We start from the raw sequence: 20040 nt of genomic DNA on the forward strand, positions 1-20040 counted from the left end.
CATCGGCACTCGGGAAGCGGCTAGTCAAAGGTTCGGCAAGGAGTGCCGGCCTGCCGTAACGATTCCATACTCAACCCACAGGAGGGAACCATGGAGCTCAAGGAGCTTGAACACTATCAGCGACACCATGAAGACTTTGAAATACGGGTCATCGCCCATGCCGGCAGTCGCTACTATCAGGTCATGCTGGAGCCCGGGGATGGCGCCACGCAGGCCTTGACCCGGCGCGGCAAGCCGATGCTGTTTCGTTCGCTCGAGGACGTCTACGGCGAATTGAAACGGGCCGGCATCCATCGTGCCTACCTGGTTCAACAGGTCGCCAACGACGAGATCGTCGGCCACGAGCCGCATTATCATGATCCGCTGCTGTCGCGAATGCCGCTGGTCTTCTGATCCGGAAAGCGTCGGCTAGTCGACACGTCATTCATCAATCCATTTCATTCGCCAACCATTTCATTCACCAATTCAGTTCCCTCCGGCGAGTCGAAGAGTGACTTGCCTCGACACGGAGGGAAGTTCGCCATCCACGCCTTTCCCCTCGTTCCTCTCCAGCTTCTCTGCCCCCGTTGAAACCGTCCAGGATGCCGAAACGATCGCCGAAGTGCGCTTCGATCAGCACGTTGACTTGGCTTGTGATGTCGTTCCGATACGGATACGGCGGCCGCTCGGCTTTCTGGAGCAGATTGCTGCTGGTTGCCATCGTCTTCGGGTCTGCTGTATGAACCTGATACCCTTTGTCGCGCAGGGTATCGGCAAAGTGGCGCATCATCGACAATATCAGCGGGCGGACGCGCCCATGGGTTATCCATAACTTATACACATGGTATTGATCGTATAAGATGATCGGGCCGGTTCACGCGGCAGTGGTAGAATTTCGTCCAAAGTCGGCAGGGAAAGGAGTGGTTTTATGGCGGCCCGTTTCGGAGTGCTGCTGGTCAATCTGGGAACGCCCGAGGCACCCACGCCCAAGGCCGTGAGGCAATACCTTGGCGAGTTTCTCGGCGACCCGCGGGTCATCGATGCGCCGCGCTGGCTGTGGTGGCCGATTCTGCATGGCGTCATTCTTCGCATCCGCCCGCCCAAGGTCGCCAAGGCCTATGCGTCGGTATGGCAGGAGGAAGGCTCGCCATTGCTGGCGATCGGCCGCCGCCAGCAGCGAGCGCTACGCGAGCGGCTGGCGAGTCAGATGGGCGAGTCTATCCCCGTCGAGCTGGCGATGACCTACGGCAAGCCGAGCATGGAGGAAGCCGGCCTCAAGCTGCGCGAATCCGGCGTCGATCGTATCCTGGTGCTGCCGCTCTATCCGCAATTCTCGCGCACCACTACCGCTGCCGTATTCCAGCGGCTGGCCAAGGCGCTGGACCCTTGCCCGCACCTGCCGGAGCTGCGCTTCGTGCGCGACTATCACGATCACCCCGACTACATCTCGGCTCTCGCTGCCAGCGTTCGCCAGCACTGGGAGGCCAACGGCGACCGCGGCCGGTTGCTGATGTCCTATCACGGCATCCCCAAGCGCTATGTCGACAACGGCGATCCCTATGCCAGGCATTGCGAGAAGACCAGCCGGCTGCTGGCGGAAGAGCTGGGACTGGGCGAGGGCGAGTGGTTCCAGAGCTACCAGTCGCGCTTCGGGCGTGAAGAATGGCTCAAGCCCTATACCGACGAGACGCTGAAGGCATGGGGCGCGGACAAGACCGAATGCGTCGACGTCATCAGCCCGGCCTTCGCGGCGGACTGCCTCGAGACGCTCGAGGAGATCGACGCCGAGAATCGTCACTACTTCCAGGAAGCCGGAGGCGGGCGCTATCGCTATATCCCCGCTCTCAACGATCGTCCGGAGCACATGACTATGCTGACCAGGCTGGTCGAACAGCACACCGCCGGCTGGTGACGCCGACGGCGCGCGCCGTCTCGGAAAGGCGGTGCGTGCCTTTCAGGAGCCTTCAGGGGAGAGGAGAGTCGCCCTGGGGAGCTTCCTCGATGGTGTGCTTGGGTTTCTCGCTCTCCAGCTCGACCGGATTGCCGCGGGTGCGAGGATCCGGCTTGAGCTTGTGGTGCAGGGCGCTCTTGGCCAGCATGTGTGCCGACACCGGCGCGGTAATGAACGCGAAGATCGTGATCAGCAGTTCCTGAACGATCGGGCCGTCTTCCTGGCTGAAATAGATCAGCGAACCGATCAGGGTACAGCCGACCCCCAGCGTCGTCGTTTTCGAAGGGCCGTGCAGCCGCATGTAGAAATCCTTCAGGTGCGTCAGGCCCAGCGAGCCGATGAAGGCGAACGCGCCCCCGGCGATCAGCATGAAGGCGATCACGCCCTCGATGACCGTATTCAGCATCGTCATCCCTCCTATTCGATGATGTCGCCGCGAAGCAGGTACTTGCAGACGGCGATGGTGCTGACGAAGCCGAGCATCGCGATCAGCAACGCCGCCTCGAAGTAGTCCTTGTTGTCGACCCAGATACCGAACAGCACGATCAGAGCGATCGAGTTCATGTACATGGTATCCACCGCCAGAATGCGATCCGGCAGGCTCGGTCCGACCACGGCACGATAGAAATTGAGCACGACGGCGGCGCAGAACAGCGCCAGCGCGATCCACAGAGCCATATCGATCATGATTCGAAGATCTCCAGCAGTGGGCGCTCGTAGCGCTGGTGAATGTCGTCGATCAGGGCGTTGATATCGCCCACGTCCAGCGCATGAATGAGCAGGGTCTTGCCATCCAGGCGCAGGTGGGCCGAGACGGTACCCGGCGTCATGGTGATGGTGCTGGCCAGGATGGTGATCGGGAAGCTCTCCTTCAGCGTCAGCGGATATTCCACGAAGGCGGGGCGCATCCGGCCGCGGGGATCGAGAATCAATTTCGAGACCTGCAGATTGGCGGTCACGATGTCGCCCAGTACCCGAAAGAAGTAGCCGACCAGCTTCAGAGGGCGCTTGATGGTCGGCTGGCGCTCCCAGAACGGTCGGCAGATCACCGGAATCAGGATCGCCAGGACGCCCCCGAGAATCCATTGCCCGAGCGCCACGCTCTGCTGCAGCAACAGCCAGACGACCAGCAGCAGCAGAGACAGCACCGGCATCGGCAGCCAGCGAATGGGAGGAATCATGAGTCACCTCCGGTAACGTTCGGGGAGAGAATCGCCTCGCTGTAGGCGCTTTGATCGAGCAGCTGCGTAGCACTGGCATCGGTGAAGCGAGTGATCGGCCCGGCCAGGATCGAGAGTATCGGCGAGGCGCCGAGCAGCAGGATCAGGCCCGCCAGCATCGCCGTTTTCAGCCTGGGGCCGTCGTTGTCGCCGCGGCCGGCCTTCCAGAAGACGGTGGAGCCGCTGCGCGCCATGGCGACGAGACCGGCGAGGCTCGACAGCAGCAACAGCGACCACAGCCATGGCTGTTCGCTCGGCAGGGCCGAATCGAGCAGCAATGCCTTGCCGATGGCACCCGAGAACGGCGGCAGCCCGATGATGGTCGCCGCACCGACGAAGTAGAACAGGCCCAGCAGCGCCGGCTGGGTGACGCCCCGGCCGGGCACGATACGCGCCCCGGCCTTGCCGCGCTGTTCACCGATCGCATCGGACAGCAGGAACAGGCCGCCGCTGACCAGCGTGGTGTGGATCATGTAGTAGAGCAGGGCGGCAATGGGCGCCTCGCGATTCATGCTGACGCCGACCAGCAGCGTGCCTACCGAGATCAGCAGCAGATAGGCTACCTGATTGCGCAGATCCCGCGCCGACAGGACGCCCAGCCCGCCGAGGGCCAGCGTCGCCAGCGCGAACCACCAGAGCCAGGGCTGAACGAAATTGGCGAGCTCGCCAGCGCTGTCGCCGAAGATCAACGTGTAGACCCGCAGAATGGCGTAGATCCCTACCTTGGTCATGATCGCGAACAGGGCGGCGACGGGCGCTGGCGCGCTGCTGTAGGCCCGCGGCAACCAGAAGTAGAGCGGCAGAATCGCGGCCTTCAGCCCGAACACCACGAGCAGCAGAAACGCCCCCGCCTTGAGCAGACCAAGACGATCCGGGTCGAGCGCGGCCACCTTCTGAGACATATCGGCCATGTTGAGCGTGCCGGTGGTGCCGTAGAGCACCCCGAGCGCGATCAGAAACATCGCCGAGCCCGCCAGGTTCAGTGCCACGTAGTGGAAGCCGGCCTGGGTGCGATCCTTGCCGCCGCCGTGCATCAGCAGCGAGTAGGAGGCGATCAGCAGCACTTCGAAGAAGACGAACAGATTGAAGATGTCGCCGGTCAGGAAGGCGCCGTTGATCCCCATCAACTGGAGCTGGAACAGGCCGTGAAAATTGCTGCCCTTGCGATCGTCGCCGGCGCAGGCGTAAGCCACGCTGCCTAGCGCCAGGAAGCTGGTCAGGCACACCATCAACGCGGAGAGTCGATCGAGTACCAGCACGATACCGAACGGCGGCTGCCAGTCGCCCAGGGCGTAGTAGGTGATGTCACCGCTGTCGCTCTGGACCACCAGCATGGCACTGACCGCCAGCAGCAGCGCCGTGCTGACCAGGGCGATCGCCCGGCGAGGCAGTACGGCCGAGTCCCGCTTGACCAGCATCAGCAGGCCGCTCAACAGCGGCAGAAGGATCGGAAGGATGATCAGATGATGCATCACGCCTTGTCCTCCTTCGACTCTTCGCCACGCTGGTCGTTGACCTGATCGCTGCCCAGGTCGCCGCGCACGCGCATCGCCAGGATCACCGAGAACGCGGTCATGGCGAAGCCGATCACGATGGCCGTCAGCACCAGGGCCTGTGGCAGCGGGTCGGCGTAATAATCGACGCCGTCACGAATCACCGCCGCGCCATTGGTGGTCAGGCCGCCGGTGGAAAAAAGGAACAGGTTGACCGCGTAGGAGAGCAGCGTCAGCCCCACGACCACGGGGAAGGTGCGGCCACGCAGCGCCAGGTAGAGCCCGCTGGCGGCCAGGAAACCGGTTACGGTGGCAAAGAGCGCTTCCATCAGACGGTCTCCTTTTCATTCTCTTTGCTGGGACGGTGCCGTGTCGTCAACTTGCCCAGATTGGCCAGAATCATCAGCGTGGCGCCGACGACGGTGAGATAGACGCCGAGGTCGAACAGCATCGCCGTGGCGAGCTCGATCTCGCCGATATAGGGAATCGAGAAGTGCCCGAAAGCAGAGGTCAGGAAGTTGTGGCCGAAGGCCCAGCTGCCGAGTCCGGTCAGCGCGGCGATGGCGACACCGACCACGGCGATCGGCTGGTACTGGAACGACATCCGCTGCTGGGTCCAGTCGACCCCGCGGGCGATATACAGCAGGATCAAGGCCACGGCCGTCACCAGGCCGGCGATGAAGCCACCACCGGGTTCGTTGTGACCCCGCAGGAAGATGAACACTGACACCAGCAGCGCCAGCGGCAGCAGACTCTGCGATACCGTACCCAGCAGCATGGGATGCAGATCCCGGGACCAGGGGCGCCCTTCGCTGTCGCTCGAGGGCATGAACAGACGCAGGCGGTTTAGCAGCTTGTAGATGCCGATGGCGGCGATGCACAGCACTGTGATCTCGCCCAGCGTATCGAAGCCGCGGAAATCGACCAGGATGACGTTGACCACGTTGTGGCCGCCGCCGCCACTGACACTGTTCTCCAGGAAGAAGCCGGAAATGGTGTCCAGCGGTCGCGTCAGCATCGCGTAGTTGAGGCTCGCGACGATGCCGCCGAAGCCCGCCGCCAGCAGAACATCGCGGACCACGCGCGCGCCGCTGGACTCCTTGGGCGTGCGCTGGGGCAGGAAGAACAGCGCCAGCATCAGCAGGATGACCGTCACCACCTCGACCGCCAGCTGGGTCAGGGCGAGATCGGGGGCCGAGAAGCGGGCAAAGGCCAGCGAAACCATCAGCCCCACCACCGACAGCATCATCAGCGAGACCAGACGTCGGCGATGCAGTACCGCCGTGCCCAGGCCCGCCAGAATGGTGATCAACGCGCCCGCGATCAGCAGGCCATCGAGCGCCTGGAGCTGGCGCGGCCCGCGCAACTGGGTAAGGTCCAGCAGGCCGCTGCCGGTGAGGAACAGCACGGCGATGATCAACCACAGCATATAGCGCTGCAGCGAGCCGTTCTCGAAGCGATCGATCGCTTTCTGGGTCCACTGCAGCAGGCTGCGGACGTTGTGTTCGAAGATCATCAAGGCGTTGCGCTGCGGGAACTGGCGCTGGAAGGCGAACAGCTTGCGACGTACGGCGTAGATGCCGACCCCGCCGGCCAGGGCGATGACACTCATCAGCAGGGGCAGATTGAAGCCGTGCCAGATCGCCAGGTGCAGCTCCGGTCTCGGCGGCAGAATCGTGACCTGTGCGGCAGCGTCGAGCAGCCCGGTGACGATCAACGCGGGCAGCAGGCCGATCGCGACGCACAGCGCGACCATCAGCAGCATCGGCAGGCGCATCAGGAAAGGCGCTTCGTGAGGTGTCTTGGGCAGCTCCTGCGCTTCCGGGCCGAAGAAGACGTTGCGCACGTAACGCAGCGAATAGGCCACCGACAACACGCTGCCAAGGGTCGCGAGCACCGGGATCAGCCAGGCCAGGCCGCCGAGGATCCCGGTTTCCAGCGTCTCGGTCAGCATCATCTCCTTCGATATGAAGCCGTTGAGCAGGGGAACGCCGGCCATGGAAGCCGCGGCGAGACCGGCCAGTGCCGCCGTCATCGGCATGCTGCGTCGCAGGCCGCTCAGCTTGCGGATGTCTCGCGAACCGGTCTCGTGATCGACGATGCCCGCCGACATGAACAGCGTCGCCTTGAACATGGCATGGTTGAGAATATGAAACAGCCCGGCCGCCACCGCCATCTTGCTGTCCAGCCCGAACAGCATGGTAATCATGCCCAGATGGCTGACGGTGGAAAATGCCAGCACGCCCTTGAGATCGTACTTGAGCAGCGCGAAATAGGCGGCGTAGATCATCGTCACCAGCCCGGTGAGGGTGACGATATAAAGCCAGAGCTGCGAGCCGGCCAGTGCCGGATGCATGCGCGCGAGCAGGAAGACCCCGGCCTTGACCATCGTGGCGGAGTGCAGGAATGCCGAGACCGGCGTCGGCGCCGCCATGGCGTGGGGCAGCCAGAAATGGAACGGGAACTGCGCCGACTTGGTGAAGGCACCCAGCAGCACCAGCAGCAGCGCCGGCAGATAGCGCGGATCGGCCTGGATCAGATCACGGCTGTCGAGCACCGTCTGCATGTCGAAGGTCCCGACGATATGGCCGATCAGCAGGAAACCGGCCAACATCGCCAGCCCGCCCATGCCGGTGACGGCCAAGGCCATGCGGGCGCCGCGTCGTGCCTCGCTCTGCTGGTACCAGTAGCCGATCAACAGAAACGACGACAGGCTGGTCAATTCCCAGAACACCCACAGCAGCAGCAGGTTGTCGGCCATGACGATGCCGATCATGGAGGTCATGAACAGCATCAGGTAGGCGTAGAACCGAGGCATGCTGTCGTCCGGCGACAGATAGTAGCGGGAATACAGAATGATCAGCAGCCCGATGCCCAGGATCAGCAGCAAAAACAGCAGCGAGAGCCCGTCGAGCCGGAACGCCAGATCGAGCCCCAGTTGCGGCACCCAGCTCATGCTGAAGTGATACACCTCGCCGGAGATCACTCCAGGCGCATGCGCAATGACGATGCCCAGCGCGATCGCAGGGAGCAGCGCGGTGGACCAGGCGTTGAGCGTGCGTTGCCGGTTGTTGCTCAGCAACGGTACCAGGCTGCCCAGTAGCGGCAGTAGAACGATCAGCGGCAGTGACATGAAATCGTCGCTCTATTCTTGGATCAGGGAGGCTCGATCATCGGTCCGGCGCAGGGCGACGTTCCGGTGGGTTCGAGCTTCGTTCTCGCGTTCATCGCGATCGGTCCGCGACCGTATCTCGCTCCAGTGTAAGCGATGTTGCCAGCCGCACGAGCGTAGGTCGCGAGACTATGGCAGAGAGTCGGTGCGGTAGGGATCTTCCCCGCGTGACATGCTTGTGTTCGCGGGCAAGAGACGACGGCGAGCGGCGATCCCGCAATGGCGGCGCGCATGGCGCCACGGGACTCGTCGCCGGATCAGAGACGCTGGGGCGGATCGGTCAGATAGGGGCGGCGCACGCCGCGAGGCGCCAGCATCCAGGCGGGGGTCTGGTTCAGGGTCGTGATCGTGCTGGCACGGGACGGCAGAGCCCGGGCACCGATACGAGTCTGGGCACCAATACGACAGGTCGCGCATGTCAGCGACAGCTGGCTAGGCATGTGGCCCGGCATGGTGTCTCTCCTCCCTTCAGAAAGCGCCCGATCATAATTTGCGATACGCGAAATTATTGAAAATATTGATGATTTATGAGAATCGGGCGACAGCGTTGAACCGACTTTACCACGCCGATATGCCCCTAGCCATAGGGGGCGGTACCGGAGAAGGTCACCTGGGCAGAGTCGCCGGAGGGCGTCGAAAAGAGGGATTCGGGCCGTGAGCCTGGCGCTTCCTTCGGTGTATCCGGGTGTCGGGGCGATCACCGTTCGAGGTTTCCGGGACGGCGGGATACGCTACACTGCGGGAGCAATTTGGTTGGCGTATCCACGCCGACATACAGGATATTCAGCATTAAGGATGTGCTTCGTGAAGCGTTCACTGCCGGTCAAGGCTCCTGCCACACTCTCGCTCTGTCTTTGTCTAGCGCTTCTGGGATGTCAGAGCGTTGCCGATACGAATACTGCGTCGAACGCCGCGAGCGCGAGCGCGAGCGCGAGCGGCGCCGTGGCCGGAGAGGCCTCGTCATCGTCGTCTTCCGCCACCCCGGAGTCGGCCTCCTCGGGCTCGGCTGATGCTGCGGACAACGCTGCCGAGCGTGCCGAGGCCACCGCTGATGCTGACGCGAACGCAAGCCCGGAGACGCCGAAGGATCCGGCGGCGTTCGACGCCTGGGTGGCCGATTTCCGGCAGCGGGCCGCCGCCGAAGGTATCGACCCGGCAACCCTGGCCGAGGCGTTCGACCCGGTCAGCTATCAGCCCCGCATCCTCGAGTACGACCGCTCCCAGCCCGAGTTCACCCGCCAGATCTGGAGCTATCTCGACAGTGCCGTCTCGGCGCAGCGTGTCTCCACCGGCCGTGCACGTCTTGCCGAACATCGCGCTACGGCGGATCAGGTGGCGCAGCAGTATGGCGTACCGGGGGAGGTGATCGTCGCCATCTGGGGAATCGAGAGCAATTACGGCAGTAACTTCGGCAACTTCGAGACCATCGACGCGCTGTCGACGCTGGGGTTCGATGGCCGCCGCCAGTCGTTCGCGCGCGGCGAGCTGATGGCCGCGCTCAAGATCCTGCAGAACGGCGATATCGACCGCGATCGCATGCGGGGTTCCTGGGCCGGGGCGATGGGTCATACCCAGTTCATCCCGAGCAGTTTCCTGGCCTACGCAGTGGATGAAGATGGCGACGGCCGTCGCGATATCTGGGGCAGCATTCCCGACGTGATGGCGTCGACCGCCAACTATCTGGAGGCTTCCGGCTGGCAGCGGGGGCAGCCTTGGGGCGTCGAAGTCACATTGCCGGACGACTTCGACTATTCGCAGACCGAGCTGTCGGTACGCCACGACGCCCGGGCGTGGCAAACCCAGGGGGTAAAGCGTCTCGACGGCAGCCCGCTGCCGGACTTCGATCAGGCCTCGGTCATCGCGCCCGCCGGCGCCAAGGGGCCGGCGTTCCTGGTCGGCCACAACTTCCGCGTGATCATGCGCTACAACGCCTCCACCAGCTACGCGCTGGCAGTGGCGACGCTGTCGGATCGACTGGCCGGACGGCCAGGCATCCAGGGCGAGTGGCCGCGCGAAGAGCCGGCCTTGTCACGCGATCGCATTCGGCGCATGCAGCAGGGGCTCAATGACCACGGCTTCGATGTCGGCACGCCGGATGGCCTGGTCGGCCCCAATACCCGTGCCGGATTGCGCGCCTACCAGCGCAGCATCGGTGTCATTCCGGACGGTTACCCCACGCAGTCGCTGATCCGGCGCCTGACCGAGAGCTGAACCGGCACGGAAGGCTGAGCCGGAAGCAAGCGCTGCTCCAAGTGCGGGTCCGGCAGGGCTCGCTGTCTGGCTGTCCGGTCAGCCCTCGAATTGGCGCCGGTTTGATGGCCATTCCAACCCATGCCCGCGATCTGCCGACTGGCAGACTGTGGGCGCGAAACTCCAGAGGCGGTCAGCGGTAGAGCGGCAGACTGCCTCGAATCATCGAGGAAGTCATGGGCGTCCAACGTTTCACTGCCAGCAATAGCCGCGAAGCCATGCGTCAGGTGAGGGCGGCGCTGGGGGATCAGGTACTGATCCTTTCCAACCGTTCCGTCGAGGGTGGCGTCGAGATCATCGCCATGCCCGAGCAGGAGCATGAGCAGACGCTCTCCAGCCTCGAGTCGCCGGCGGCGGAAGCTCCCGCTGCGGAAGCGCCGGCGCCGGCCCCCAATCCGACCCTGGAAACGCTGCAGGCGCTGAACCGCCAGCTGCTGGAGGACGTGCGCGCCATGCTTCGCGAGGGCACGGCTTCCTCGCAGAGCGACTCGGCATCGTTGACGGCCGCATTGCGCCAGCGCCTGATCCAGGCCGGTTTCAGCGCTTCGCTCGCCGACGAGGTCATTCAGGATCCGCCGGAAGAGCTGCGCGACGAACAACCGGAGTCCCCTGCCGCGAAGGCCTGGCTCGTGCGCCAGCTGCGCGCTCGCCTGTCGCTGCTGGATGACGAGGAAGCCCTGTTCGAGAGCGGCGGCGTGTTTGCCCTGGTTGGCCCCACCGGCGTCGGCAAGACCACCACCACCGCCAAGCTGGCCTCCCGCTACGTGATGCGCCACGGCCCGAAGGACGTCGCGCTGGTGACGACGGATAGCTACCGTATCGGCGCGGCCGAGCAACTGCGCATCTACGCCCGGCTGCTGGGCTCGGAAGTCCACGCGCTCGAGGAGAACGGCAATCTCGGCGACCTGCTGACGCGTCTGACCCAACCGCGCCGGGCGCTGCTGTCACGCAGCGGCGGCAAGAAGCTCACGGTGATCGACACGGTCGGCATGAGCCAGCGGGACCAGCGTCTGGTGGGCGAGATCGCGCGTCTGGGAGCCGGCCCGGCGCCGGCTCGACGGGTGCTGGTACTCAACGCGGCCAGTCACGGCGACACCCTGGCCCAGGTCATCGAGGCCTGGCAGCAGGCCTCGCAGGAGGCGGGAGAGCCGCTGTGGGGCTGTATCCTGACCAAGCTCGACGAGGCGGCGCGATTGGGGAACGTGCTGGACGTGGTCATTCGCCATCGGCTCAGGCTCTGCTACGTCTCCCGCGGGCAGCGCGTGCCGGAAGATCTCGAGCTCGTCGATGCCGACGCCCTGCTCGACGAGGCGCTGGCACTGGCCGGCGATTCGCCTTTCGTCAGCGAGGCGGCGGCCACGGTGCCTCCGCAGCAGGCGCGACAGCAGGCGCTTTCGCGCGGCGTTCTGCGCCAGCGCGATGCCCTGGTCACGACGCTCGATACCTTGAGACAGCACAACCTGGGCATGACGCTGCTCGAGCAGATCTGGCGCCGTGCCAAGCGCTCGACGCAAGCCGGGAGCGACGAGTTCGCCCGGCTCATGGCGGGCGCCACCCAGCAGAGCCTGCTGTCCGCGGCGGATGTGCCCCACGCGCTCTACTGGTCCAAGACCTCCAGCGTCAGTGGCGCCGAACAGGCAATGCCGCTGGTGTCGCTGGATCATCACGGCATGCCCCAACCGCTGACCTGGCCGCGACACCGGCTCCCCGCGGGCAGTGCCGAACAGTTTCGCTGGGCCGACGATCTCGGCGCGGGCTGGCATCTGCTGGCGCAACTGCCGGCCGTCGCCGACCTCGAACGTTTCGAGGCCGCCGGGCGCGGCTGGCTGGCGGCCGTGACCGGCGCTCGCCGGATTCGTCATGCCGGCGAATGGCTGCCGCTGTCTCGGGCGATGACGCTGGGCGAAGCCGTCGAGCCGCAACCCCTGCGCCACCAGGGGCGTGCCGCCACTCTTCACCTGACGCGGCTGGAAACGAGCGTCAGCCAGCGGCGCCAGGATGCCTACAGCCTGCCGGTGGTGGCGTGGTACGGCGAAATTCGCGACGCCGACGATGGCCGCAGGCTGGCCAGACGTTACTGGCTGAGCAGCAGCCAGGCGGGGCTCGATATCGCATCGCGCCTGCCCCCGGCGGTCATGATCGAGACCCTGCCCGGGCTGACTCGGCAGGCCGATCAGGCAATGCAGGAGCGCGGGCTGGTGAAGGATCGGGAGCAGCGCTGGCAGCTGGCCTCGACGCTGGCGGCGCTGGCGGTGCGCTTGAGTGCGGAAGAGGCGGGCTGGGCGATGGACGTTCGCGCACGGCTTTCCGGTATCGCCCAGCGCCGTTGCGGTCGTCGGCCCAAGGCGCTGATGGAAGCGCTGATGGATACGCTGAGCGCCCATGACGCACTGATGGGGCTCGACGCCAGCGACCGGGTGCAGGCGGCATGACCGATCAGGCGGCAGGGCTGCGCGCCTGGGCTGCTCCCGGTTCCGTGTCGCTGGGGGTGATCGGCGAACCGGACGACGAGGCGCTGATGCAGGCGCTGGCGCAACTACCAGCTCCTGCGGGCCGGCGCTGGCAGGTCACGCTGGAAGCTCAGGCCGCGTCGGCGACCGTGCGGGCCTGGGTGCTGTGGGTCGATGCCGCGCAGGTCGACGTGGCCGATCTCTACCGGCGGGTGAAGCGGATGCTGGCACCGGTTGCCTCGAGCGCTGGCCCTGCCGTGCCTCTGCTGCTGTGGGTGCAAGACGCCGGCAACAGCGGGGCCAGGCCCACCCTGGATGCCGCGACGGCGCAGCTGCTCACCAACCTGGGCACGACGCTGTGGCGCTTTCTGAATATCGAACTCATCCGCGACCTGGCTGACTGGCAGCGCCGCCTGCCCGAGGAGTTACCGAAGCCGGCCACGAATGTCTGACGCGTGCGGGCGCTCTCGGCCCAGCCGTCACGCCGCGCCATCGGGCCGGCAGCCGGCTCAGAACAGTCGAGACAGCAGCGCCGTCACGGCCGTCTCGACGCGCAGGATGCGCTCTCCCAGATGGATCCCCTCGAAGCCCAGTTCGAGAAACTTCTCCACCTCGTAATCGACGAAACCGCCTTCCGGACCGATGGCCAGCAATGTGGCATCGCTGATGCCGCGCGGGCAGGCCTGAGCCAGCCCGGGGTGGGCCAGCAAACCGCGATGATCCGCGAGCATGGCCGGCAGTCGATCTTCCACGAACGGCTTGAAACGGGTTTCGAACGCGATCTCCGGTAGCCGGGTATCGCGGGCCTGCTCCAGCCCGAGCAGCAGATGCTGGCGGATCTTTTCCGGCTTCAGCTCGGGAGATTGCCAATAGCTCTTCTCGACGCGGCGGGTATGCATCAGCGTTACGCGTTTGACCCCCAGCGCCGAGACGTGCTCCAGCGTTCGCGCCAGCATGCGCGGCCTCGGCAGTGCCAGCAGCAGGTGAACCGGCAGCGGCGCCGGCGGCTCGCGATCGAGGGTGACCCGGAACTGTGCTGCGGTATCGGTCAACGACAGCAGCTCGCCGCGGCCGATCAGGCCGTCGAGGGCGCCCACGGTCAGGCAGTCTCCCGGCGCGGCGCGGTGGACTTCGCGGAGATGGTGCAGGCGGCGCGGATCACGGAGACAGGCGTGAGTGTCGTTCGCCCAATCTTCGGGCTGGAGCAGAATCAGGTTCATGGAGATGGCGGTTCAGCGCATGGCAACAGGGAGTCGGGCAGGCGGCCATTCTGCCTGAACGGCGCACGCGAACATAGCATGCGAATATAGCCGCCCAGGGCCAGCGGGATGCCCGAACACAGCGGCGAGCAGGACACCTTTCTGACATAATGCCCGTTCACTCTCTCACTCAGCCACTCACTCAGCCAATCAAGGCTCGGCAGAAGAAGGTTAGCGATGAAGGTTCTGATCATTGGCGGGGGCGGGCGCGAACATGCGCTGGCATGGAAAGCGGCACAATCACCGCAGGTCGAGACGGTTTTCGTGGCACCGGGCAATGCCGGCACCGCGCGGGAGCCGGGGCTGACCAACGTTGCCATCGATGTCATGGACAGCGAAGCGCTGATCGTCTTCGCGCGTGACAACGCCGTCGATCTGACGATCGTCGGGCCGGAAGCGCCGCTCGTCGCCGGCGTCGTCGACGCGTTCCAGGCGGCGGGGCTGGCCATCTTCGGCCCGACCGAGGGCGCCGCGCAGCTCGAGGGCTCCAAAGCATTCACCAAGGACTTCCTGGCACGCCACGCGATTCCGTCCGCCGACTACCAGACGTTCAGCGAGGTCGAATCCGCGCTGGCCTACCTCGGGCGGAAGGGCGCGCCGATCGTGATCAAGGCCGACGGGCTGGCCGCGGGCAAGGGTGTGGTCGTGGCGATGGCCGAAGCCGAGGCCGAAGCGGCGATTCGTGACATGCTCGAGGACAACGCCTTCGGCGATGCCGGAGCGCGGGTCGTGATCGAGGATTTCCTCGAGGGCGAGGAGGCCAGCTTCATCGTCATGGTCGATGGCGAGCACGTGCTGCCGATGGCCACCAGCCAGGATCACAAGCGCGCCGGCGACGGCGATACCGGGCCCAACACCGGTGGCATGGGCGCTTACTCGCCGGCGCCGGTGGTCACCGATAGCGTTCATCGACGCATCATGGATGATGTGATCCTGCCCACGGTGCGGGGCATGGCCGCCGAAGGCCACCCCTATACCGGCTTTCTCTACGCCGGGCTGATGATCGATGCCGACGGCGCCCCTAGAGTGATCGAGTACAACTGTCGTTTCGGCGATCCGGAAACCCAGCCGATCCTGATGCGGCTGAAGAGCGATCTGGTGGCGCTGTGCCAGGCCGCGCTGGAACGGCGTCTCGATCAGGTCGAGTGCGAATGGGATTCCCGTGCCGCCGTGGGCGTGGTGCTGGCGGCGAAAGGCTATCCCGGCAGCTATCGCAAGGGTGACGAGATTACCGGGCTCGACGCGGCGGACGCGGCCGGCTGCAAGGTGTTCCACGCCGGTACCCGCATGAGCGACGATGGTCGCGTCGTCACCAGCGGCGGGCGCGTGCTATGTGTGACCGCTCTCGGCAACACGGTCGGCGCGGCGACGTCGCAGGCCTATGCCGGGCTCGAGATGGTCCGCTGGGACGGCGCCGAATATCGCCGCGACATCGCCCATCGCGCCATTGCCCGAGAACGTCAGTCGTCCTGAACGATCGGGCATCATAGAGACAAGGAAACCCGCCATGCAGCGTGCGATGCGCCAACGACCGGCCAATCGCCGGCTCGATCTGTCGAGCTATTGCGGGGCCACGTCGAATGGCCGCGGCAGCGCGCTGATCTGGCGAGAGCGGATCTGGCGAAAGCGAGTTTGGCGAAACAGAGAGGCATCGCATGTCGCGTGAATTTCCGATCATCGCGGTAACCGGCTCGTCGGGAGCCGGTACCACCACGGTCAAGCGAACGTTCGAGCGCATGTTCGCCCGCGAGGACGTGCACGCCGCGTTCATCGACGGCGATGCCTTCCATCGCTACTCGCGGGCGGAGCTGGCGCAGATTCTGCAGACCGAGCCGGAGCGCAAGGCCGAGCTTTCTCACTTCTCGGTCAACGCCAACCTGCTCGACCGGCTCGACGCGCTGTTTCAGGAGTACGGCGAGAGCGGCAAGGGGACCTATCGCCACTACATTCATGCCGAAGACAAGCGCATGATCGAGGCGGGCTGGCAGGTCGGCACCTTCACCGACTGGCAGCCGATCCCCAGCGGCACCGACCTGATGCTCTACGAGGGGCTTCATGGTGGCCTGGTGACCCACGAGGTCGACATCGCCCGCCACGTCGACATGCTGATCGGCGTGGCGCCGACGATCAATCTCGAATGGCTGCAGAAGATCGATCGCGATACCAAGCTGCGGGGCTACTCCCAGGAGGCGGTCATCGACACGATTCTGGGCCGCATGCACGACTACGTGCGCTATATCCAGCCCCAGCTCTCCCGTACGCACATCAACTTCCAGCGCGTGCCGACGGTCGATACCTCCAACCCGTTCGAGCTTCAGGACGTACCCAACGATGGCGAATCCTTCGTGGTCATCCGCTTCCGCGACCCGGCGGCCGTCGACTTCCCCTATCTGGTCACCATGATTCATGATGCCTTCATGAGTCGCCCCAACACGCTGGTCGTGCCCGGCGCGCGACTGTCGCTGGCGATGGATCTGATCCTCGCGCCGCAGGTACGACAGCTGCTGGCCCAGCGACGCTTTCGCTGAGGCCGGGACATCATTTCGATATCAGGAGTTCTCATGGAGCCGACACTTTTCAGCAAGATCATCGATCGCGAGATACCGGCAGACATTGTCTACGAAGACGACGAGGTACTGGCCTTCAACGACATCGACCCCAAGGCACCCACGCACATTCTGATCATCCCCAAGAAGCCGATCGCCACCCTCAACGACATCGAGGAAGAAGACCTGGCGCTGATCGGCCGGCTGCAGTACACCGCCGCCAAGCTGGCCAAGCAGCTCGGATTCGCCGAGGACGGCTACCGCGTGGTGATGAACTGCAACGAAGCGGGCGGGCAGTCGGTCTATCATATCCACATGCATCTGCTGGGCGGGCGCCGGATGCAGTGGCCGCCGGGCTGAGGGCAACGGCGCAACGCGCGCCGGCCCACTCGACAGTGACCGACCTTGTTCAGTTGCCAGACCGCCAGGAGACTCCGATGACACGCCAGATTTCCCATGCCGACAATCTGATCCATCAGTTCGATACCGTGCTGCGCACGCTGGTACCCAAGGCGGCCCAGCCGAGTCGCCCATCCCCGGCCAATGTGCAACCCGAAAGCTTTCTCGACGAGGAGCAGCGTCGTCAGGTCGCGGGATTGATGCGCATCAACCATACCGGCGAGGTCTGCGCGCAGGCGCTCTATCAGGGCCAGGGCCTGACGGCGAAATTGACCGAGACCCGCGAACGCATGGAAGAAGCCGCCGCGGAGGAGATCGATCACCTGGCATGGTGCGACCAGCGCCTGCAGGAGCTCGACGGCCGCACCAGCTATCTCAACCCCGCGTTCTACGCCGCCTCCTTCGGCCTGGGCGCGCTGGCCGGCGCGATCGGCGACCGTGTCAGTCTCGGCTTCGTTGCCGCCACCGAGGAGCAGGTGGGTCGCCATCTCGAGTCGCATCTGCGCAAGCTGCCGATCGACGACAAGCGCTCGCGGGCGGTACTGGAGCAGATGTGCATCGACGAAGCGCAGCACGAACGCTGGGCGCTGGAATCCGGCGGCAGCCGCTTCCCGCTACCGGTGAAGTGGGGCATGCGGCTGGTGTCGAAGGTCATGACGAAAAGCGTTTATCGGATCTGAACCGGGCTTTGTCCGGAGCTATAAGCCATAAGCTTCAAGCGGGAAGAAAAAACGAAACCCCATTGCTTGTTAAGACTAATTGGCTGCGTTCTGGCTTACGGCTTACGGCTTACGGCTTACGGCTTACGGCTTACGGCTTACGGCTTACGGCTTGCGATGGTCATATTTCCGCTTCGGAGGTGTCACCGCGGGACGTTCTCTCGCGCTTGAGTTCGCTGTATTCACGGTAATGTTCATAGGCCGCCTTGGCGACCACGGCCAGCCCGATAGCGGCGAGAATGTTCTTGAGCATAGGTTTTTCCTTGGTTAGGTCGACAAGCGTATGCACTGTCATTGGCAAACTGGTTCGAAACGTGCCGGTCAGACGTTGGAAACACCGCTACCAGGCGGAACGACAGCTATTTTCGGGACTGTCCAGGGGCTTGAGAACGGCAGCAATATTCTTGGTTGGCAAAGTGACCTTGCTGCCTTCAGCGGAAATCTGTAACCGATTGGCCTTGCGCAGCACTTCCCAGAAAGCGGGGAAATTGGCACCGCAAACGTGGCAGTCGGTATAGAAAGGGTTGGTGTAGGTCTCGCCATCGACGATTACATCGAACCCCTCATCCTCCGAACTATATGACTTGCCATGAATGGTGGCGTAGGCACTGACATAGCCGTCTTCCGCGTAGTCTGGGCAGGAAACGTTCAACTCGTTGCCATTGCCGTCATCCACCAGGTGCTCACTCACGCCCATACCCCAGCCGGAGGTCCACTCGTAGGTGCCGGCGGTGGCTGAGCGGCCTGCCGCAATCATGGCGCAGAACAACAGGAACGAAAGGCACAAACGTTTATTCATGGTGATCTCCAGCGTCTTCGGGGTTTTAGGCAACCATCAACCGATACGGCCTAACCATGATGGGATGAAGAAAGCCACTCGATGCCAAGCTGCCATCTTTCCCTCAGCGTTGCCGGCCTGGAGTCCAATTGTTCATGCTCGCACTGCGGACACTGGCGGAACCAGCTCCGGCCCGGCACGAGAACATCACTGGAAGGCAGGGTGATTTTCTCCCACTCGCAGGCAGGGCAAGAGAAATGGATTGGCTTGGCAGGGATAGGCATGATTTTCCGTTCTGGTTGCCGATTCGATAGCCACTATGCCAGCGCAGGGCGACAAGCTGTGTCGCTTGAATCGATCCATTCAGATCGTCGGTGGTAGTGTTTAAAGCCTATATGGAGAGTGATAAGTGAAAGTCACCCAATATGAATCCAAGACGCTGTATTACAGCAACCCGGATAGGGAGCGAGGGGCACGCGTTACACGTGACATGATGGTGAGGTTATGCAGTGCCTTGGGAGACGTTTTCAATGAAGAAGATACACGGGAGTTTATTGGAAATACACGGATTCCCAATGAACGTGAATTATACGGATTGTTGGTCAAGGCACTAATCAGAGAGTTCGAATCGGAAATTGGTCATGTGGCGACTGAAGTTCAGGTAGCCAGGGAATCAGAAGGCGAGAATGGCAAGGGGCGAGTAGATATCATTTTCGATTATCGAAGCACGAGCTTTCTTGTCGAACTGAAAGTCATCAGGGCTTCAGCCAATGCCCGCTTTATGGAACAGGAAGGTTCTCCAACGCAGCGCTTGGTCCGTCCATGGAGGAAGGCCGTTAAGCAGCTACGAGAGCTTGATACGACCAGTTTGGGAAAGGCGCTGAAAAAGAAAGTAGTTAAACTCCCTATGGCTATTTACCTGCATATTGATAGTAAAAAATTGCAAGACGAGATCCCTAAATGGCAGGATCTCTCTGTTACAACCCATCATAATATCGTGAATCATCTTGAAGCCTCTGCCTACAGCAATGAGACTGAGACCTGTTACTTTAGTTATTATCAATCATTGGGAAGGCCGGTCATGACTTCGAAGCGACGAGATAGTCTGGTCGAGGGCATACCAAGCGTAGGGTTCTATGGCTTTACCATCATTGCCGGTATGCCGGGAGAAAAGTGATAGTGCTACCTATGCTTCATGCGCTCTTGCCCAGTATTGAATAGATGTATCCGAAACGATGCCCTGTTCCGTACCGATCTTGATTACGGCTGACTGAAGGGCCTGGGCCAAGGATGGCTGATGGCAGAGGTGCAGGCTGCGGATGATCCGCGAGATACGCAGATGGTTGTGGCCGCCCCGTTTCAGCCAGATATGCTTGCGCATGTTGAGTTCGGGCAGCGCCTCAATGATGAGCTCCCGACGAGTCAGCCCGAAGAACGCCAGCATCACATCTAACGAGCTGTGCTGGTTGGCCCGAAGTACTTCGTCAGCAGCGAAGGCGGCCCGCTCCCTCTCTCCCAGCAGCGGCGCGAAGCCATTGAAACGCCCCGCCTCTGGAATCGGAAACAGCCACTGAATATAGTCATGGGTATGTTCCAGCCAAAAGGGTGACATTGCCCAGATAACTTCGATGTAGCGTCCCTTATGGTCTGGAGATTCTCCTCGATAGAAGTTGACCAAAGGTGAATTGGCCTGGCTCATTCGGCTTCCTCGTTACCTGCTTGAATGTCAGAGTGGGAGATTTTACGCGCTATTTGCCGGTTCAATAGCCACTATGCCAGCACAGGGCGGCAAGCTGTGTCGCGCGAATCGCTCCATTCAAAGCC

General features: G+C 63.3%; 22 protein-coding genes. 10 read left to right on the forward strand and 12 right to left on the reverse strand.

The annotated features are described in order from the left end of the window. The first annotated feature begins 90 nt into the window (after positions 1 to 90). Positions 91 to 393, forward strand: a complete 303-nt coding sequence (locus BC443_RS08190) for a DUF6482 family protein (protein ID WP_071231353.1) — start codon at positions 91 to 93, stop codon at positions 391 to 393. Between the two features lie 64 nt (positions 394 to 457). On the opposite strand, the gene BC443_RS08195 is transcribed toward BC443_RS08190, so the two are convergent. Then, on the reverse strand, positions 458 to 769 hold the full coding sequence (locus tag BC443_RS08195; RefSeq protein ID WP_071231354.1) for a hypothetical protein: 312 nt from the start codon (positions 767 to 769) through the stop codon (positions 458 to 460). Between the two features lie 138 nt (positions 770 to 907). On the opposite strand from BC443_RS08195, the gene hemH reads away from it, so the two are divergent. After that, positions 908 to 1891: a ferrochelatase gene (hemH, locus tag BC443_RS08200; protein ID WP_071231355.1), complete on the forward strand. Its 984-nt coding sequence runs from the start codon at positions 908 to 910 to the stop codon at positions 1889 to 1891. 52 nt (positions 1892 to 1943) lie between these two features. Here the strand turns inward: hemH and BC443_RS08205 are convergent, their stop codons facing one another. From BC443_RS08205 to BC443_RS08235, 7 genes are all read right to left on the reverse strand, one after another. Then, entirely contained in the window at positions 1944 to 2342 is a 399-nt protein-coding gene (locus BC443_RS08205) for a Na+/H+ antiporter subunit G (RefSeq protein WP_170835863.1), read from the reverse strand. A 5-nt stretch (positions 2343 to 2347) separates the two neighbouring features. Further along, positions 2348 to 2617, reverse strand: coding sequence for a K+/H+ antiporter subunit F (locus BC443_RS08210; RefSeq protein ID WP_071231356.1), 270 nt, complete (start codon positions 2615 to 2617; stop codon positions 2348 to 2350). Continuing rightward, positions 2614 to 3111, reverse strand: coding sequence for a Na+/H+ antiporter subunit E (locus BC443_RS08215; RefSeq protein WP_071231357.1), 498 nt, complete (start codon positions 3109 to 3111; stop codon positions 2614 to 2616). The genes BC443_RS08210 and BC443_RS08215 overlap by 4 nt, the downstream gene beginning before the upstream one ends. Continuing rightward, a complete protein-coding gene (locus BC443_RS08220; protein WP_071231358.1) occupies positions 3108 to 4625 on the reverse strand; it encodes a monovalent cation/H+ antiporter subunit D in 1518 nt (505 codons plus the stop codon). Before BC443_RS08220 ends, BC443_RS08215 begins: the two co-directional genes overlap by 4 nt. Further along, the gene (locus BC443_RS08225; protein WP_071231359.1) at positions 4622 to 4972 is read right to left on the reverse strand and encodes a Na+/H+ antiporter subunit C; all 351 of its coding nucleotides are present in this window, start codon (positions 4970 to 4972) and stop codon (positions 4622 to 4624) included. Before BC443_RS08225 ends, BC443_RS08220 begins: the two co-directional genes overlap by 4 nt. After that, a complete protein-coding gene (locus tag BC443_RS08230; protein WP_071231360.1) occupies positions 4972 to 7776 on the reverse strand; it encodes a monovalent cation/H+ antiporter subunit A in 2805 nt (934 codons plus the stop codon). The genes BC443_RS08225 and BC443_RS08230 overlap by 1 nt, the downstream gene beginning before the upstream one ends. Before the next feature lie 296 nt (positions 7777 to 8072). After that, a complete protein-coding gene (locus BC443_RS08235; RefSeq protein WP_071231361.1) occupies positions 8073 to 8267 on the reverse strand; it encodes a hypothetical protein in 195 nt (64 codons plus the stop codon). Positions 8268 to 8757: 490 nt separating this feature from the next. Between BC443_RS08235 and BC443_RS08240 the strand changes: the two genes are divergently transcribed. The 3 genes from BC443_RS08240 to BC443_RS08250 all read left to right on the forward strand — a co-directional run bounded on the left by BC443_RS08240 (position 8758) and on the right by BC443_RS08250 (position 12967). Next, positions 8758 to 10026, forward strand: a complete 1269-nt coding sequence (locus BC443_RS08240; protein ID WP_071231362.1) for a lytic murein transglycosylase — start codon at positions 8758 to 8760, stop codon at positions 10024 to 10026. A gap of 215 nt (positions 10027 to 10241) precedes the next feature. Next, positions 10242 to 12497 (forward strand): flagellar biosynthesis protein FlhF, encoded by a 2256-nt coding sequence (gene flhF, locus BC443_RS08245; protein WP_071231363.1) that lies wholly within the window; start codon positions 10242 to 10244, stop codon positions 12495 to 12497. After that, positions 12494 to 12967: a hypothetical protein gene (locus BC443_RS08250; protein WP_071231364.1), complete on the forward strand. Its 474-nt coding sequence runs from the start codon at positions 12494 to 12496 to the stop codon at positions 12965 to 12967. Before flhF ends, BC443_RS08250 begins: the two co-directional genes overlap by 4 nt. 57 nt (positions 12968 to 13024) lie before the next feature. Here the strand turns inward: BC443_RS08250 and BC443_RS08255 are convergent, their stop codons facing one another. Further along, positions 13025 to 13735, reverse strand: coding sequence for a 16S rRNA (uracil(1498)-N(3))-methyltransferase (locus BC443_RS08255; protein WP_071231365.1), 711 nt, complete (start codon positions 13733 to 13735; stop codon positions 13025 to 13027). A gap of 216 nt (positions 13736 to 13951) precedes the next feature. Between BC443_RS08255 and purD the strand changes: the two genes are divergently transcribed. From purD to coq7, 4 genes are all read left to right on the forward strand, one after another. Further along, a complete protein-coding gene (purD, locus tag BC443_RS08260; protein WP_071231366.1) occupies positions 13952 to 15247 on the forward strand; it encodes a phosphoribosylamine--glycine ligase in 1296 nt (431 codons plus the stop codon). A gap of 182 nt (positions 15248 to 15429) precedes the next feature. Further along, positions 15430 to 16302 carry a phosphoribulokinase gene (locus tag BC443_RS08265; RefSeq protein ID WP_071231367.1) on the forward strand — a complete coding sequence of 291 codons (873 nt, stop codon included), beginning with the start codon at positions 15430 to 15432 and terminating at the stop codon, positions 16300 to 16302. Positions 16303 to 16335: 33 nt separating this feature from the next. After that, positions 16336 to 16680: a histidine triad nucleotide-binding protein gene (locus tag BC443_RS08270; protein ID WP_071231368.1), complete on the forward strand. Its 345-nt coding sequence runs from the start codon at positions 16336 to 16338 to the stop codon at positions 16678 to 16680. Between the two features lie 77 nt (positions 16681 to 16757). Then, positions 16758 to 17399 carry a 2-polyprenyl-3-methyl-6-methoxy-1,4-benzoquinone monooxygenase gene (gene coq7 / locus BC443_RS08275; RefSeq protein ID WP_071231369.1) on the forward strand — a complete coding sequence of 214 codons (642 nt, stop codon included), beginning with the start codon at positions 16758 to 16760 and terminating at the stop codon, positions 17397 to 17399. Between the two features lie 160 nt (positions 17400 to 17559). Here coq7 and BC443_RS19205 read toward each other — a convergent pair whose 3' ends face one another. Together BC443_RS19205 and BC443_RS08280 are read right to left on the reverse strand one after the other, a co-directional pair. Beyond that, positions 17560 to 17691, reverse strand: a complete 132-nt coding sequence (locus tag BC443_RS19205; RefSeq protein ID WP_276232020.1) for a hypothetical protein — start codon at positions 17689 to 17691, stop codon at positions 17560 to 17562. Between the two features lie 87 nt (positions 17692 to 17778). Further along, positions 17779 to 18237, reverse strand: coding sequence for a hypothetical protein (locus tag BC443_RS08280; protein ID WP_071231370.1), 459 nt, complete (start codon positions 18235 to 18237; stop codon positions 17779 to 17781). Between the two features lie 388 nt (positions 18238 to 18625). Here BC443_RS08280 and BC443_RS08285 point away from each other — a divergent pair, with 388 nt between their 5' ends. Further along, on the forward strand, positions 18626 to 19393 hold the full coding sequence (locus BC443_RS08285) for a hypothetical protein (protein WP_071231371.1): 768 nt from the start codon (positions 18626 to 18628) through the stop codon (positions 19391 to 19393). 9 nt (positions 19394 to 19402) lie between these two features. On the opposite strand, the gene BC443_RS08290 is transcribed toward BC443_RS08285, so the two are convergent. Further along, positions 19403 to 19915: an opioid growth factor receptor-related protein gene (locus BC443_RS08290; protein ID WP_071231372.1), complete on the reverse strand. Its 513-nt coding sequence runs from the start codon at positions 19913 to 19915 to the stop codon at positions 19403 to 19405. Positions 19916 to 20040: the final 125 nt, after the last annotated feature.

This window comes from Salinicola sp. MIT1003 (genome assembly GCF_001858555.1).
GTDB classification, from domain to species: domain Bacteria; phylum Pseudomonadota; class Gammaproteobacteria; order Pseudomonadales; family Halomonadaceae; genus Salinicola; species Salinicola salarius.

Excerpts from the sequence above, each read along its gene's own strand:
- hemH (WP_071231355.1), top strand. The coding sequence starts at position 908 with ATGGCGGCCCGTTTCGGAGTGCTGCTGGTCAATCTGGGAACGCCCGAG.
- BC443_RS08205 (WP_170835863.1), bottom strand. The coding sequence starts at position 2,342 with ATGACGATGCTGAATACGGTCATCGAGGGCGTGATCGCCTTCATGCTG.
- BC443_RS19205 (WP_276232020.1), bottom strand. The coding sequence starts at position 17,691 with ATGCTCAAGAACATTCTCGCCGCTATCGGGCTGGCCGTGGTCGCCAAG.
- BC443_RS08235 (WP_071231361.1), bottom strand. The coding sequence starts at position 8,267 with ATGCCGGGCCACATGCCTAGCCAGCTGTCGCTGACATGCGCGACCTGT.
- purD (WP_071231366.1), top strand. The coding sequence starts at position 13,952 with ATGAAGGTTCTGATCATTGGCGGGGGCGGGCGCGAACATGCGCTGGCA.
- flhF (WP_071231363.1), top strand. The coding sequence starts at position 10,242 with ATGGGCGTCCAACGTTTCACTGCCAGCAATAGCCGCGAAGCCATGCGT.
- BC443_RS08290 (WP_071231372.1), bottom strand. The coding sequence starts at position 19,915 with ATGAGCCAGGCCAATTCACCTTTGGTCAACTTCTATCGAGGAGAATCT.
- BC443_RS08190 (WP_071231353.1), top strand. The coding sequence starts at position 91 with ATGGAGCTCAAGGAGCTTGAACACTATCAGCGACACCATGAAGACTTT.
- BC443_RS08230 (WP_071231360.1), bottom strand. The coding sequence starts at position 7,776 with ATGTCACTGCCGCTGATCGTTCTACTGCCGCTACTGGGCAGCCTGGTA.
- BC443_RS08270 (WP_071231368.1), top strand. The coding sequence starts at position 16,336 with ATGGAGCCGACACTTTTCAGCAAGATCATCGATCGCGAGATACCGGCA.
- BC443_RS08280 (WP_071231370.1), bottom strand. The coding sequence starts at position 18,237 with ATGAATAAACGTTTGTGCCTTTCGTTCCTGTTGTTCTGCGCCATGATT.
- BC443_RS08215 (WP_071231357.1), bottom strand. The coding sequence starts at position 3,111 with ATGATTCCTCCCATTCGCTGGCTGCCGATGCCGGTGCTGTCTCTGCTG.
- BC443_RS08250 (WP_071231364.1), top strand. The coding sequence starts at position 12,494 with ATGACCGATCAGGCGGCAGGGCTGCGCGCCTGGGCTGCTCCCGGTTCC.
- BC443_RS08225 (WP_071231359.1), bottom strand. The coding sequence starts at position 4,972 with ATGGAAGCGCTCTTTGCCACCGTAACCGGTTTCCTGGCCGCCAGCGGG.
- BC443_RS08195 (WP_071231354.1), bottom strand. The coding sequence starts at position 769 with ATGATGCGCCACTTTGCCGATACCCTGCGCGACAAAGGGTATCAGGTT.
- BC443_RS08265 (WP_071231367.1), top strand. The coding sequence starts at position 15,430 with ATGTCGCGTGAATTTCCGATCATCGCGGTAACCGGCTCGTCGGGAGCC.
- BC443_RS08210 (WP_071231356.1), bottom strand. The coding sequence starts at position 2,617 with ATGATCGATATGGCTCTGTGGATCGCGCTGGCGCTGTTCTGCGCCGCC.
- BC443_RS08255 (WP_071231365.1), bottom strand. The coding sequence starts at position 13,735 with ATGAACCTGATTCTGCTCCAGCCCGAAGATTGGGCGAACGACACTCAC.
- coq7 (WP_071231369.1), top strand. The coding sequence starts at position 16,758 with ATGACACGCCAGATTTCCCATGCCGACAATCTGATCCATCAGTTCGAT.